General features: G+C 60.0%; 14 protein-coding genes. 10 read left to right on the plus strand and 4 right to left on the minus strand.

What is annotated here, in order from left to right; all coding sequences use genetic code 11:
* The first annotated feature begins 57 nt into the window (after positions 1-57).
* From AC061P_RS05435 to AC061P_RS05455, 5 genes are all read left to right on the plus strand, one after another.
* On the plus strand, positions 58-1230 hold the full coding sequence (locus tag AC061P_RS05435; RefSeq protein WP_449649009.1) for a benzoate/H(+) symporter BenE family transporter: 1173 nt from the start codon (positions 58-60) through the stop codon (positions 1228-1230).
* 128 nt (positions 1231-1358) lie between these two features.
* Positions 1359-2183, plus strand: coding sequence for a DUF4397 domain-containing protein (locus tag AC061P_RS05440; protein ID WP_449648940.1), 825 nt, complete (start codon positions 1359-1361; stop codon positions 2181-2183).
* Between the two features lie 55 nt (positions 2184-2238).
* A complete protein-coding gene (locus AC061P_RS05445) occupies positions 2239-2847 on the plus strand; it encodes a class F sortase (RefSeq protein ID WP_449648941.1) in 609 nt (202 codons plus the stop codon).
* A 20-nt stretch (positions 2848-2867) separates the two neighbouring features.
* Positions 2868-3428 carry an RNA polymerase sigma factor gene (locus AC061P_RS05450; RefSeq protein WP_449648942.1) on the plus strand — a complete coding sequence of 187 codons (561 nt, stop codon included), beginning with the start codon at positions 2868-2870 and terminating at the stop codon, positions 3426-3428.
* Positions 3415-4188: an anti-sigma factor gene (locus AC061P_RS05455; RefSeq protein WP_449648943.1), complete on the plus strand. Its 774-nt coding sequence runs from the start codon at positions 3415-3417 to the stop codon at positions 4186-4188. Before AC061P_RS05450 ends, AC061P_RS05455 begins: the two co-directional genes overlap by 14 nt.
* Positions 4189-4218: 30 nt before the next feature.
* Here AC061P_RS05455 and AC061P_RS05460 read toward each other — a convergent pair whose 3' ends face one another.
* Together AC061P_RS05460 and AC061P_RS05465 are read right to left on the minus strand one after the other, a co-directional pair.
* A complete protein-coding gene (locus AC061P_RS05460; protein ID WP_449648944.1) occupies positions 4219-5226 on the minus strand; it encodes a helix-turn-helix domain-containing protein in 1008 nt (335 codons plus the stop codon).
* Between the two features lie 116 nt (positions 5227-5342).
* Positions 5343-6308 (minus strand): alpha/beta hydrolase, encoded by a 966-nt coding sequence (locus tag AC061P_RS05465; protein WP_449648945.1) that lies wholly within the window; start codon positions 6306-6308, stop codon positions 5343-5345.
* Positions 6309-6515: 207 nt separating this feature from the next.
* On the opposite strand from AC061P_RS05465, the gene AC061P_RS05470 reads away from it, so the two are divergent.
* Both AC061P_RS05470 and AC061P_RS05475 read left to right on the plus strand, forming a co-directional pair.
* Entirely contained in the window at positions 6516-7628 is a 1113-nt protein-coding gene (locus AC061P_RS05470) for an LLM class flavin-dependent oxidoreductase (RefSeq protein ID WP_449648946.1), read from the plus strand.
* Between the two features lie 53 nt (positions 7629-7681).
* The gene (locus AC061P_RS05475; protein ID WP_449648947.1) at positions 7682-8314 is read left to right on the plus strand and encodes an FMN reductase; all 633 of its coding nucleotides are present in this window, start codon (positions 7682-7684) and stop codon (positions 8312-8314) included.
* Positions 8315-8438: 124 nt separating this feature from the next.
* Here the strand turns inward: AC061P_RS05475 and AC061P_RS05480 are convergent, their stop codons facing one another.
* Positions 8439-8621 carry a DUF5302 domain-containing protein gene (locus AC061P_RS05480; protein WP_009771901.1) on the minus strand — a complete coding sequence of 61 codons (183 nt, stop codon included), beginning with the start codon at positions 8619-8621 and terminating at the stop codon, positions 8439-8441.
* A gap of 308 nt (positions 8622-8929) precedes the next feature.
* Here AC061P_RS05480 and AC061P_RS05485 point away from each other — a divergent pair, with 308 nt between their 5' ends.
* The gene (locus AC061P_RS05485) at positions 8930-11179 is read left to right on the plus strand and encodes a polyribonucleotide nucleotidyltransferase (protein WP_449648948.1); all 2250 of its coding nucleotides are present in this window, start codon (positions 8930-8932) and stop codon (positions 11177-11179) included.
* A 173-nt stretch (positions 11180-11352) separates the two neighbouring features.
* On the plus strand, positions 11353-11538 hold the full coding sequence (locus tag AC061P_RS05490) for a hypothetical protein (RefSeq protein WP_449648949.1): 186 nt from the start codon (positions 11353-11355) through the stop codon (positions 11536-11538).
* A gap of 90 nt (positions 11539-11628) precedes the next feature.
* Here the strand turns inward: AC061P_RS05490 and AC061P_RS05495 are convergent, their stop codons facing one another.
* On the minus strand, positions 11629-12168 hold the full coding sequence (locus AC061P_RS05495) for a YbhB/YbcL family Raf kinase inhibitor-like protein (RefSeq protein ID WP_449649010.1): 540 nt from the start codon (positions 12166-12168) through the stop codon (positions 11629-11631).
* A 189-nt stretch (positions 12169-12357) separates the two neighbouring features.
* On the opposite strand from AC061P_RS05495, the gene AC061P_RS05500 reads away from it, so the two are divergent.
* Positions 12358-13350 (plus strand): aldo/keto reductase, encoded by a 993-nt coding sequence (locus AC061P_RS05500; protein ID WP_449648950.1) that lies wholly within the window; start codon positions 12358-12360, stop codon positions 13348-13350.
* Positions 13351-13415 lie beyond the last annotated feature (65 nt).

Raw genomic sequence — 13415 nt, forward strand, 5'->3', positions numbered from 1 at the left:
CTGAGCGCGACGATATGATGAGCCGGTACTGGCCGTAAGCAGAGAGCGACGATCGCCATTTTTCAGCTCCTTACTACTGGCGTGATTGCGGGCATAGCCGGATTCGCCTCATCATTTACCCTCGTGGTCGCGGGCCTACGCGCTGTCGGCGCAAGCGATGCGCAGGCGGCATCCGGTCTCCTAGCGCTTACCGTTCTTATGGGACTCGTCACGATTGGGCTCGCGTGGCGATACCGGATGCCGATCACCGTTGCGTGGTCAACTCCGGGTGCCGCACTGCTCATTGTTGCTGCTCAGGGAGATGTTGAGTTTCGCGCGGCCGTCGGAGCGTTCATCGTGTGTGCGGCGTTGATCATGGTGTGTGGACTGGTGCCAGCACTCGGCCGGCTCATCACTCGCATTCCGCAGCCGATTGCTAGTGCGATGCTGGCGGGGATCCTGTTTCCCATTTGTCTTGCGCCGATCACGGCATCGGTGGAATACCCGTGGCTGGGGCTCCCCATGGTGATCGTGTGGCTCATTCTGCTGAAGGTCGCGCCGCGCTGGGCCGTTCCGGGCGCGTTGGTGGCCGCCGTCGTCGCGATTACGCTCACATCGAATGGCGACGGAATCGAGGCGTCGACCTTCGTGCCGCAACTCAGCTTTGTGGCACCGATCTTCGACCCCATTCTGATTGTCAGTCTTGGCATCCCCCTGTTCATCGTGACGATGGCTGGTCAAAACGTGCCTGGCTTCACGGTCATGCGCACTTATGGCTACGAAGTGCCAGCGGGTCCTGCGCTCACGGTTACCGGCGCGGCGTCTGCGGTTGGAGCCGTTTTTGGTGGCCACGCACTCAATCTTGCGGCAATCACGGCGGCGCTCACCGCGAGCGAGGAAGCGCACGATGACAGTCGAAAGCGCTGGATTGCCTCGGTATCAGCGGGCGCCACCTATGTTGTGATCGGTCTCGGTGCCGGCTTCGCGACAGCCCTAGTCGCTATTGCGCCGCCGATCGTCGTCGTTGCTATCGCCGGGCTCGCTGTGATTGGCGCATTGATCACGTCGGTACGAACAGCGCTTGATGCACCGCACCATCGCATCGCTGCGATTGCCACGTTCTTGGTTGCGAGTTCGGGGATCACCGTGATCGGCATCGGCTCCGCATTTTGGGCGCTCGTAGTCGGAGCCATTGTTATGGCGTGGTTGGGGTGGCGACGGCGCGAGAGTCGAGCCGAATCCACCCCATAATCCGAACGCCCGGTGCACCATCGAAAAACTTTTCGAAGTTTTTTGAGATTGCTGCATCCAAAACAGGGTCTCAGTCAGAAGTACTCCATGTCAGGCGAATTACGCCTACACATGAGAGGACAAGAACCGTGCGAAACAGAATCATTGCCGGCGTAGCTGTCGGCGCGATCGCCGCAGTGGGCGTCGCTATCCCCGCAAACGCAATCTCAGACTCCAGCGCAGACCTGTACGTGCTTCACGCTGTGCCTGACCTAGTCGTCGACGTGTATGTCAATGGTGAACTCACCCTTGACGACTTCGAGCCTGGTGACCTCGCCGGCCCCCTCGACCTTCCCGCCGGAACCTATACGGTGGCGATCACAGCCGCCGATGCCGCTGATGACTCATCGCCGGCAATTGGCCCGATCGATCTCACGTTGGAAGCCAACATGAGCTACACGGCAGTTGCTCACTTGGATGCTGCCGGTGATCCAACAGCGACCCTGTTCACCAACGACCTGAGCACAATTCCGGCGGGAGAGGGCAAGCTCACCGTCCGTCACACGGCCGCAGCCCCCGCTGTAGACGTACTCGCCAATGGTGCTGCAGCGTTCACCAACCTCAGTAACCCCGATGAAGTAAAGGCAAACCTCGCGGTGGGAACTATCTCCGCTGCCGTTGCCCTTACCGGAACCACGGATCCGGTTATTGGCCCGGCTGACGTCACGATTGCCGAAGGTGTCAACACCATTGTGTACGCCTGGGGCAGCGCCGCCGACGACAACCTCACCATCGCAGTGCAGACCATTGAGGGCCTTCACTCAACTCCGGGTGGAGTGGATGCCGGTACCGCTGGCCTCGCCGGTAGCAACAACAACGGGCTTCTCCTCGGAGGACTGGGTGCTCTTGCGGCGCTCATCGCCCTCGCCGGATTCGCCGCAACACGAGTCTCTGCAGCTCGAGCGACGAAGTAATTCACCCACCAGCAGTCACCAACCAGCACTCACCAACCCCAGCAAGGAGAACGTCATGGCCGCGAGAACCCTAGCCCTCGCGGCCTTGGCGCTTCTTCTTGCTGGTTGCACCGCAGTGCCGGCGCAATCTATTGCACCAGATCCTGCACCGGCTCCGCGCCCTACTGCAGTGGTCGACGTTCCGCGTCAGTCGAGCGAGATCGCGCCGATTGAGCCAGTGGCAATCCCGGTTCGGATCCAGATCCCTTCCGTCTCAGTAGACATCGCCATCGCTCCGGTCGGCATCGAAGCAGACGGCTTCATGCAGATTCCGGAAAATATCACCGTGGCCGGCTGGTATCGGTTCGGCTCATCGCCGAGTAGCGAACGGGGATCCACCGTAATCACCGCTCACGTCGACGATTTTATTCAGGGCCTTGGCCCCTTTGCCTACCTGTCGACGATGCCAGCTGACGCAGAAATCATAGTGACGACAGATGACGGAGTCGACCATCGATACCGTCTCGAGTCTGTACAAAGCATCCAGAAGGAGCAAGTTCCGCTTGACCAAGTGTTTGACCGGGAGGGCGCTCCGCGAATTGTTCTTCTCACTTGTGGTGGACAGTTCGACCAGAATGTGCGGAGATATTCAGACAACGTTGTAGCGATCGCCAATCCGCTGTGACTACCACCAACCGGAGAGCCATGACCGACGAAGAAGTCGCCGAGGAAGCCCGCATGACTCAGGCCTTCATTGCGGGCGACGAGTCTGCGCTCGCTGACGTTTACCGCCGCTGGTCTTCTCTAGTGTTTACTCTGGCAGTTCGTTCTCTCGGCGACCGAGGTGATGCCGAAGACGTCACCCAGAAAGTTTTTGTGTCTGCATGGACCGGGCGGGCAAGCTACAAGCCAGAGCGATCGAGCCTCTCCGCCTGGTTAGTTGGCATCACAAAGAACAAAATTGCTGACACCCATGAAGCGAGAGCGCGAGTGCGGCGACTTCACGAACAGCTCACGGCAACGACATCACGGGCGGAGCCGATTGTGGAAGACTTCGATCTGGCTGACACTCTTTTGGTGGCCGATGAAATCTCTCGACTTGATTCGGATGCTCAAGCGATCATGCGCTTAGCATTCTTCGACGATCTCACTCACAACCAAATAGCCGACCGTCTCGAACTACCTTTAGGAACGGTCAAAAGCCATATCCGGCGCAGTCTGCAACGGATGAGAACACGATTGGAGGCGACCTATGCGACACGTTGATCCTGAAGTGCTCGCTCTGCTTGCCCTCGGCGAACAGGTTGCCCTCCCTGAAGACAGTGTTCACGTGAGCGAGTGTGATCAGTGCCGCCGCGAAATCGAGGTGCTCTCGCGTGCGGCAATGATTGGCCGCTCCACGTTCGACGCTGGAGAATTACTCGATCCGCCGTCACGGGTCTGGGAGCGCATCAGCGATGAGTTGTCGCTCAGTCCCGAAATCAGTGTTCCTGCCGAAGCTGGCGAACCGACCGGAGTTAGTGTGCCCGCGCGCGACGAGAATAATGCGGCAGGCGCCATCATTCATTCGCTTGAGAAGCGCCGGCGCCCCTGGATCGGTGCTCTCGCCGCCGCGGCATCTCTTGCTCTCGTCGCCGCAGCAGGTTCGGCGATTTGGCTAGCGTTTCGGCCGGCCGAGCAACCGACAATTCTGGCAAGCGCAACGCTCGACGCTTTCCCGAATTGGGCTGAAGCATCGGGGGAGGCCACACTCGAGCGGCTGCCCGATGGCACGCGGGTAATCGACGTGAACTTTGCTGCGCCGGCGGCCGATGGTGGCTACCGCGAAGTCTGGCTAATCACTACGGATGCAACGGCTCTCGTGAGCCTCGGAATTGTCGAAGGAACCACTGGCCACTTCACGGTGCCCGCTGGTCTGGACGTTGATCGCTATGCGCTAGTCGATATCTCCGAGGAACAGTTTGACGGAGATCCATCGCATTCCGGTGACTCGATCGTTCGTGGGCAACTCTCCGCCGAAGCCTAGAGGCGGCCAACGCCAGCGACAGCACAATTACTAGTCGAAGCGCGTAGTCTCCAAACGATACAGAGCTAGAGCGACTGAGAGCCGTGTGCGTCCCCGTGCTGTGCGCACATCGAAGCCCAACTTTCCGCTCAGTTCCTCTGCGCGGGATTGCACAGTCGAGTGGTGAAAACCGAGCGTACTGGCCGCAGCGCGCAGGCTTTCACTCGCTGCGAGGGTGTCGAGCATCGGCAGGATGCGTGGGGTCTCGCGAATCACGACACCGAGCGACTGGAGGTCGCAATTCTCGGGCGCTCCGGCGGGACTGATCTCCGCGAGCAACAACAGGGAGCCGAGATCGTCAGCGTGCAGCACCGGTTCACTATCGGAGGTCAACCGAAGGGCGGTGAGCGCCGAAATCCACGAGCGCACCAGATCAGCGGGCGCGGCAGCGATGCCGATTCCGGCGCGCGGAGCTTGCACGGCATCCGTGCTGAGTCTAATTTCGGCGCGCACAGTGCCTGCCACCGTTGCGATGACGGCGGATGGGCCCGCGGCGGCAGTCGTAGCGGTCGCCGGCTGAGCTATCACACGGTAGCGCGTGGTCGAAATAAGGTGCAGGGAGTGGGCCGCACTCTGACGGTGTTCGGGAGTCTCCGTTGCATCGAGAATTACTTCGACTGGGTTATGTAGGGATTCAGCTGCGCCGGTTCGCTCGATAAGAATTCTGATTGCGAGCGCGACTCTTTCGAGGATCATGTCGTCGTTCGCGTGGGCCGCCCCCTTGCGTTCTATCCAGACGGTCGCACCGTCAGCAACGGGCAGGGCTGGCCATGAGTCTGCAGAGCCGGGATCAGAACTGCGGCGCCCGCGCTCGTCAACTCGAAGGTTCAGCGCCGGCGAAGTGAGGCCTGCCGGGCATCCAGCGAGCATGCTTGCACCGCGCAAGAGCACTTCGGCACTGGCGTGGCCCGCGGTGAGCGCGTCGAAATACGAGATCACCCGCAGGGTTTCGCTGGCTTCGGGATCGAGCGCTTTCAAGCGTCCGGCTAGTTCTTGCATTCTCGTTCCGCCCTCTGTGGTTCGAGCCCTACTCTATTGCGGCCCGCCCAGAACGAACAGTCGCGCATAGGGCTCGAACCGCAGGCGCACCGGTGGCGCTGAAGCCTGCAGGCTCGCTACAGACCGAGCGTGCGGCGCAACCAGTTGAGTCGAGCGTCTTGAGTGGCGATGGAGAGCGCGGCGAAAGGAGCCATGGCATCGTAGCCGTGGAAGCCGCCGGGCCAGACGTGCAGTTCGCAGTGGCCGCCCGACGCCCAAATGGTTGAGGCGTAGGCGACGTCTTCGTCGCGGAATACTTCCGAGGTGCCCACGTCAATAAAGGCGGGCGGCAAGTTGCTGAGGTCCGTCGCGCGCGCGGGTGCCGCGTAAATAGACACTTCGTCGGTCTTACGACGGTCGCCGAGCAGGGCATCCCAGCCGGTGTCATTGCTGCCGCGATCCCAGACTCCCGTGCCGTCGATCTGATAGCTCGACACTGTCTCGTTGCGGTCATCGAGCATCGGGTAGATCAGCATTTGAGCGGCAAGAGCGGGTCCATTGCGGTCGCGCGCCAAGAGCGTCGTGCCCGCAGCAAGGCCTCCTCCAGCGCTACCGCCAGCAATGACGAGCTTTGTCGCATCGATGCCGAGCCGTGCTGCGTTCTCTGCCGTCCACACGAGAGTCGCGTAGCAGTCTTCGACCGGAGCAGGGTCAGGATGCTCGGGAGCCAACCGGTACTCGACCGACACCACAACGGCATCCAATTCTTCAACCCAGGCGAGCATCGTTTCCATGCCGCTGAAGCGGTCGCCGATGATCATTCCGCCGCCGTGAGTATGCACAATGCCGGGCCCCGCCACGCTGTGATCGTTGCGATGGAAGATGGAGACCAGCAGGTCCCCACCGGGACCAGCGAATGTCTCTTCGCGATGAGTGATGGCTCGCCCGTCAAGCAAATCGGCGACGGGCGCAACCAGCCCGGTTCGCAGAGGCTCGATCATGTCGGGAGTGAGCGTTGGCGGTAGCTGCTCGTTCACGATAGCCAGAACTGCGGCTAGTTCAGTATCGAACGGGGGAGCCGGGTGAACATTCTTCGTAGTCATGAGAACTCCAGTGGTCTGCGTCACGCCAGTGTGACTGCCTGCCCCCACGCTAGAGTCTCATGCGGTACAGGCAGTACCGCCACCCGATCCACGTTCAGAGTCCGTTAACCGCCATCTGGCGGTACGGTGCTGGAATTATCAGGAAACAGGGTGGTTGAACCGGATAACTGATTCATCCAGACAGATTTTGGGAGACCGGAGCACACCATGCAGTTCGGAATTTTCACCGTTAGCGACGTCACGACTGACCCCACCAACGGCACAACGCCCACCGAGGGCGAGCGCATCAAGGCTATCGTCACGATCGCGAAGAAAGCGGAAGAAGTCGGGCTCGATGTCTTCGCCCTGGGGGAGCACCACAACCCACCGTTCTTCTCCTCAAGCCCCACCACGACGCTCGCGTACATCGCAGCTCAGACCGAGAAGCTCATCCTCTCGACGAGCACGACGCTCATCACGACAAACGACCCGGTGAAAATCGCCGAGGACTACGCGATGCTTCAGCATCTCTCCGATGGTCGCGCCGACCTCATGATGGGTCGAGGCAACACCGGCCCGGTCTACCCGTGGTTCGGCAAGGACATTCGGGAGGGCATCCCGCTCGCCATTGAAAACTATTCTCTGCTGCACAAGCTGTGGCGTGAAGAGTTCGTCAACTGGGAGGGTAAGTACCGCACACCGTTGCAGGGCTTCCAGTCCACTCCGCGACCCTTGGATGGCGTGCCTCCCTTTGTCTGGCACGGCTCCATCCGCAGCCCAGAGATTGCCGAGCAAGCCGCGTACTACGGAGATGGCTTCTTTGCGAACAACATCTTCTGGCCGAAAGAGCACTACATGCGTCTCGTGAGCTACTACCGTCAGCGCTTTGAGCACTACGGCCACGGCACGGCAGCACAGGCCATCGTCGGGCTGGGCGGTCAGGCCTTCATGCGCAGCAACTCTCAGTCGGCCAAGGCAGAATTCCGCCCATACTTCGACAACGCTCCCGTGTATGGTCACGGGCCGTCGATGGAGGACTTCACCGACCAGACACCGCTCGCCGTTGGCAGCCCTCAAGAGGTCATCGACAAGTACGCCGGAATGCGCGAACACTTCGGTGACTACCAACGCCAGCTCTTCCTCATGGATCACGCCGGCCTGCCGCTCAAGACCGTTCTTGAGCAGCTCGACATCCTCGGTGAAGAAGTGGTGCCCGTGCTCCGCAAGGAATTCGCCACCAATCGGCCAGCCGAAGTTCCGGATGCTCCAACCCATGCCTCGCTCGTCGCCCAGCGTGATGCCGCTCTTGCGGCCGCAGCTGACGCGCCGGTGACCGTCTAGATCTCCTCGTTTCCCCCTCGCGGCTCAGCACAACCTTCAGAAAGAAGCACATAATGTCCGACGTCAAGAAAATTGCCGTCATCACCGCTGGCCTCAGCCAGCCATCATCCACGAGGCTCCTCGCTGATCGTCTCACCGAGGCAACCGTCAACGACCTGCGTGAACGCGGCATCGAAGCAGAAGTGACTGTCATCGAATTGCGCGACCTCGCGCACGACGTGACGAACAACCTGCTCACGGGCTTCCCGAGCACCAAGCTCGACGACGCCATCGCCGCGGTGACGGGCGCGGATGGACTCATCGCCGTCACGCCCATTTTCACCACGAGTTACAGCGGGCTGTTCAAGTCATTCATCGACGTACTCGATCCGCAATCGCTCACGGACCTGCCTGTGCTGCTCGGCGCAACCGGCGGGACCGATCGACACTCCCTTGCGATCGACTACGCGATGCGACCGCTATTCACCTATCTCCACGCAGTGTCGGTGCCGACCGGGGTATATGCGGCATCGGCAGATTGGGGCAGTGGGGGAGACAGCGCATCGAGCACGCTCCCAGCACGAATAGCCCGTGCGGCAGGGGAATTGGCGGCGCTCGCGGCAGTATCTGATCGTTCGGATCGGGTAGTTGACCCGTTTGCCCTCCCTGAGGGCTTCAGTCCGGTGGGAAGCTTCGGCGCTCAGTAGCCGGCCCGTGAATGAGAAAGCCGTGCGGTAGCACGGTGTGTGGTTCCTCCAGCCGCGCTGCTCGGCAACTCCGTAAGTGGTAAATCCACGCGGTGTCGCCGGGCGGCAGCGGTTGTTGCGACGTTTATCCAGTCTTGCGGCGGAAGTCGCGCTTGTGATCTGCGCGGTCTTGCGTGCCGTGGATTGCCGATTCAGCATCCAGGTGACCGGGACGGGCTGTTTCCTTGCCCTGCTTGCGATCAAGCGCCTCGCGGAACCTGCGCTTGTTCTCTTCGCTCGCAGAGGGTGTTTCTTCTGTGGGTTCCATAAACCCAAGCGTAAACGACGAGGCGACTTTGCGTGTCGATAGCGCTGATTTCCGGAGTCAGAAGGTGCCTAATGATACGATTAGGGGAGTTGTCCACGTAGTTGTAGGCCAACGTACGGAGCAGGCTGGCAAGAAGCTGGTCACCGGTGGTAATTTTCCGAGTTGTTCGGAGGCTTTCTACTGTTGGCCAGACACGCGCCGCCACTCTAGGCATGCGCGTGAACCAAGCGTCCTTCTGCCCGCTCCTGCTCCTTGACGAGTCGCACACCATACGGGTGCGCGACGTAAAACAAAGGAGAAACCCCCGCATGGAGGGTCCAGAAATCACATTCGCCGAAGCCGTTCTCGATAACGGTAAATTCGGCAAGCGCACCGTGCGCTTCGAAACCGGTCGACTCGCTCAGCAGGCACAGGGTGCCGTCGCTGCGTACCTCGACGAAGAAACAATGATCTTGAGCGCAACCAGCGCTGGCAAGCACCCGCGTGAAGGCTTCGACTTCTTCCCACTCACTGTGGATGTTGAAGAGCGCTCCTACGCAGCGGGCAAGATCCCCGGCAGCTTCTTCCGCCGCGAAGGCCGCCCATCGACGGAAGCGATCCTCGTTTGCCGTCTCATTGACCGTCCGATGCGTCCGACGTTCGTTGAGGGACTCCGCAACGAAGTTCAGATCGTCATTACCGTTCTGAGCATCGCTCCGGACGAGTTCTACGACGCTCTCTCAATCAACGCTGCATCGCTCAGCACCCAGATCTCGGGTCTTCCGTTCTACGGTCCCATTGCCGGCATCCGCCTGGCTCTGATCAACGACCAGTGGGTTGCCTTCCCGAAGCACAGCCAGCTCGCTGACGCTGTCTTCGACCTCACTGTTGCCGGCCGTATGGTCACCAACGACCAGGGCGAAGAAGACATCGCCATCATGATGGTGGAAGCTGAAGCTACTGAGAACAGCTGGGAGCTCATCAAGGCCGGCGCAACGAAGCCAGACGAGGCAGTAGTTGCTCAGGGCCTCGAAGCATCGAAGCCGTTTCTTAAGCAACTTGTTAAGGCTCAGCTCGAGGTTGCTAACAAGGCTGCAAAGCCTGTTGCCGAGTTCCAGCTCTTCCCGCCGTACTCCGACCAGGCGTACAACGCGGTTAGCGAAATTGCTGAAGCAGAGCTTCGCGATGTCTACAAGATCGCTGACAAGATTCAGCGCCAGACCGCTGACGATGAGCTTAAGGCTCGCGTCAAGGCTGAAGTTCAGTCGAAGGTCGACGCTGAAGAACTCAGCTCAGACGTTCTTGGCATGGTTGGCGGCGCGTACAAGGCCGTCAGCAAGAAGGTTATGCGCCAGCGCGTACTCACCGAGGGAATCCGCATCGACGGCCGTGGCTTGAGCGACATTCGTGCGCTCGATGCTGAGGTCGAGGTCATTCCTCGCGTTCACGGTTCGGCAATCTTCCAGCGCGGCGAGACTCAGATCCTGGGTGTCACCACGCTGAACATGCTCAAGATGGAGCAGCAGATTGACTCACTGGCACCAGTGACCAAGAAGCGCTACATGCACCACTACAACTTCCCGCCGTACTCGACTGGTGAAACCGGTCGCGTTGGTAGCCCGAAGCGTCGCGAAATCGGTCACGGTTTCCTCGCAGAGCGTGCGATCGCACCAGTGCTTCCTCCCCGTGAGGAATTCCCCTACGCCATCCGCCAGGTTTCCGAGGCTCTCGGTTCCAACGGTTCGACGTCGATGGGTTCCGTTTGTGCTTCGACCCTGTCACTGCTCAACGCTGGTGTGCCACTGCGCGCACCCGTTGCGGGTATCGCCATGGGCCTGATCTCGGATGAAGTTGATGGCGTCACGCGCTACGCGGCTCTCACCGACATCCTTGGTGCTGAAGATGCTCTCGGCGACATGGACTTCAAGGTTGCTGGTACGAGCGAATTCGTTACCGCCATTCAGCTCGACACCAAGCTCGCTGGTTTGCCTTCGTCGGTTCTCGACGGTGCACTCAAGCAGGCCAAGGAAGCGCGTACTGCGATTCTTTCGGTGCTCAACGCTGCAATCGATGCTCCTGACGAGATGGCTCCAACGGCTCCTCGCGTGATCTCGGTTCAGATTCCGATTGACAAGATCGGTGAGCTCATTGGGCCCAAGGGCAAGAACATCAACCAGATCCAGGATGACACCGGAGCCGACATCTCGATTGAGGATGACGGAACCGTCTACATCGGTGCTGTCGATGGTCCTTCTGCCGAGGCTGCACGCGCGGCGGTTAACGCCATCGCGAACCCCCTCAACCCTGAGGTTGGCGAACGCTTCTTGGGTACGGTCGTCAAGATCGCTACCTTCGGTGCCTTCGTATCTCTCACTCCGGGTAAAGACGGATTGCTGCACATCTCTGAGGTTCGCAAGCTTGCCGGTGGTAAGCGTGTCGAGAACGTCGAAGACGTTCTCGGAGTCGGCCAGAAGATTCAGGTTGAAATCACCAAGATCGATGACCGTGGAAAGCTCTCGCTTGCTCCGGTTACCGACGAGTCTGACGCAGAAGCAGCGGTTCCCGCTGACGAAAGCTAGAGCCAGCTCAGTAAAACTGAAGTAACGATGTAGTGCCCATCCTTTCGAGGGTGGGCACTACTCGGTTAACGCGTCTAGCTCGAGAGAAGTAAGACCTCTTTCAGGGGTAGTCACCCTTGTCTCCCCTTGCACAGGGAGGGGATATAGGGGCTCTGGGGCGGTACGGTGGTTCTGTGACCCGAATCACTACACCTCTTGATGCCTTCATGAGCGACATGCTCGTGTGGCTAGATGGCGCTTGGTATTTGTGGGTGGCTCTCGGCATCGTCGTGCTTGTCGTGGTCGTCAGCGTGGTTGTCGCAAAAATGCGCAGCCGAGGCTACGAACGCGTACCGCATTACTTCCGTCAGAGTAGCTAAGCCCCGATTTCTGCGTTCTTTATTTGCCCGCATTCCCGAAGCGGGTTACTTGGCGTGCTCGTGTGATCGCTCAGATGAGCCCGCGAGCGTTTATACGTCATTGTCGGTGCTGGAGTAGCCAATCAGCTGAGCGCGGGCAACAATGTGATCACGCAGTACGAAACCCAACATGGCGGGAGTACTTCCTTCGGCAACGTCGAGGAGCTCGACGTTGAGGGCGCTCACGGTGAAAACATAGCGGTGGGCGCCATGACCGGCGGGCGGTGCTGCTCCTTGAAACGACGTGAGTCGCAGTTCGTTCGGAAGAGTGACGGAGCCGTGTGGCATGAGCTGAGCATCCGGATTACCGGCATCCTGAGGCAGAGACTCTACCGAGGCGGGGATGTTGTAGACGGCCCAGTGCCACCATCCGCTGCCGGTCGGGGCGTCAGGATCGAACACCGTGAGGGCAAAACTTTTGGTGCCGGAGGGAAAACCGTGCCAATGAAGGGTGGGGGAGCGGTCTTCGCCGCCCGCGTTCGCGATGCCGGAGCGAGCCCACTGGGGCAGCATTCCTTCAGCTTCAAAGTCTGGGCTCTCAAGCTCAAACGTCGGTACGACGCGAAGCTTCCAGTTCGGGTCATTCACGATGGGGATCCTCTCGTTGGCTAACTCGGTGCTCGTGCCATTATCGCGAGGTTGCGACTGAAGCGGCACCAATTGCGCTCTGAGAGCCCCGATGTCGCTGTTTTTGACACGGACTAGTAACGATCGCGGTGTGCGGCGCGTATTGCGCGTTGGCTCGTCTTATCCTTGCCAAAAGCCTTGTGGGAGGCCACTATGACGCAGGTACACCCGACTCGATCACTGCCGGGTGCTCCGAGTGCGGAGCTAAGTTCGCAACCTCACTTCATCACGCGCGTAATTGGTTCCTCTGACCTTCGTGTCTATCCTCTTGCCCTCAGCGGCAACGTCTTCGGCTGGACTGCCGACGACTCGGCGACGACGGCGATTCTCGATACTTTCGCTGACGGCGGCGGCAACTTCATTGATACCGCTGACTCTTACGCTTCCGGCCGCAGCGAGCTCATGGTTGGCAAGTGGATGCGCGTTCGTCACAACCGCGATGACGTCGTTTTGGCCACCAAGGTAGGGAAGAGTCGCGACAACCCTGGCATGCAAGCAGGTTCGATCAAGCGTGCTGTCGCTGCGTCGCTTGCGCGCCTAGGAACTTCGCACATCGACCTCCTGTACCTGCACGTTGATGACGAGAGCGTCGATTTTGACGAAACTCTGCTCGCGGTAGATGAACTCATCGGTGAAGGCAAAGTGCGTTACTTCGGAGGCTCAGACCACACCGGCAATCGCCTTATTCAGGCGCGCATTGCCTGCGGTCAGATGGGCGTAGCGCCCATGATCGCTGTGCAGTCGCACTACAATCTCCTGCACCGTGAAGAGTATGAGACTGGTCTCGCTCATGTCGCTGCCATTCAGGGTTTGGGGGTAATGCCGCGATTTGCTCTTGCCAGTGGGTTCCTCAGTGGAAAGTACCGTCAACGGGGCGATCTAGCCCTCAACTCCCGCGGGCATGACGCCGCGCAATATCTCCGACGTCGAGGCTTCAAGGTGTTGAACGCCTTGGATGAGGTTGCAGATGAACACGATGCGAGTGCGGCAACGATTGCTTTGGCATGGCTTCTCAATAAGCCAGGAGTCGTGGCGCCCGTCGTGAGTGCGAGCAACGCGGCGCAGGTGCCTGAACTACTCGCGGCTGCCCGCGTGCAGTTGACGCGGCATCAGTCGGCTGACTTGGATCGAGCGTCCGCGTACTAGAGTCCGAAACGGCGGCACTGTATCGGCACCGCGGTGACGAGCTCAGGTTGGCGTTGCCGGTTGAC

The sequence above is a fragment of the Rhodoglobus sp. G.S.4 genome (genome assembly GCF_056619605.1).

Excerpts from the sequence above, each read along its gene's own strand:
- AC061P_RS05480 (WP_009771901.1), bottom strand. The coding sequence starts at position 8,621 with ATGGAACCCACAGAAGAAACACCCTCTGCGAGCGAAGAGAACAAGCGC.
- AC061P_RS05460 (WP_449648944.1), bottom strand. The coding sequence starts at position 5,226 with ATGCAAGAACTAGCCGGACGCTTGAAAGCGCTCGATCCCGAAGCCAGC.
- AC061P_RS05455 (WP_449648943.1), top strand. The coding sequence starts at position 3,415 with ATGCGACACGTTGATCCTGAAGTGCTCGCTCTGCTTGCCCTCGGCGAA.
- AC061P_RS05465 (WP_449648945.1), bottom strand. The coding sequence starts at position 6,308 with ATGACTACGAAGAATGTTCACCCGGCTCCCCCGTTCGATACTGAACTA.
- AC061P_RS05500 (WP_449648950.1), top strand. The coding sequence starts at position 12,358 with ATGACGCAGGTACACCCGACTCGATCACTGCCGGGTGCTCCGAGTGCG.
- AC061P_RS05470 (WP_449648946.1), top strand. The coding sequence starts at position 6,516 with ATGCAGTTCGGAATTTTCACCGTTAGCGACGTCACGACTGACCCCACC.
- AC061P_RS05485 (WP_449648948.1), top strand. The coding sequence starts at position 8,930 with ATGGAGGGTCCAGAAATCACATTCGCCGAAGCCGTTCTCGATAACGGT.
- AC061P_RS05445 (WP_449648941.1), top strand. The coding sequence starts at position 2,239 with ATGGCCGCGAGAACCCTAGCCCTCGCGGCCTTGGCGCTTCTTCTTGCT.
- AC061P_RS05450 (WP_449648942.1), top strand. The coding sequence starts at position 2,868 with ATGACCGACGAAGAAGTCGCCGAGGAAGCCCGCATGACTCAGGCCTTC.
- AC061P_RS05475 (WP_449648947.1), top strand. The coding sequence starts at position 7,682 with ATGTCCGACGTCAAGAAAATTGCCGTCATCACCGCTGGCCTCAGCCAG.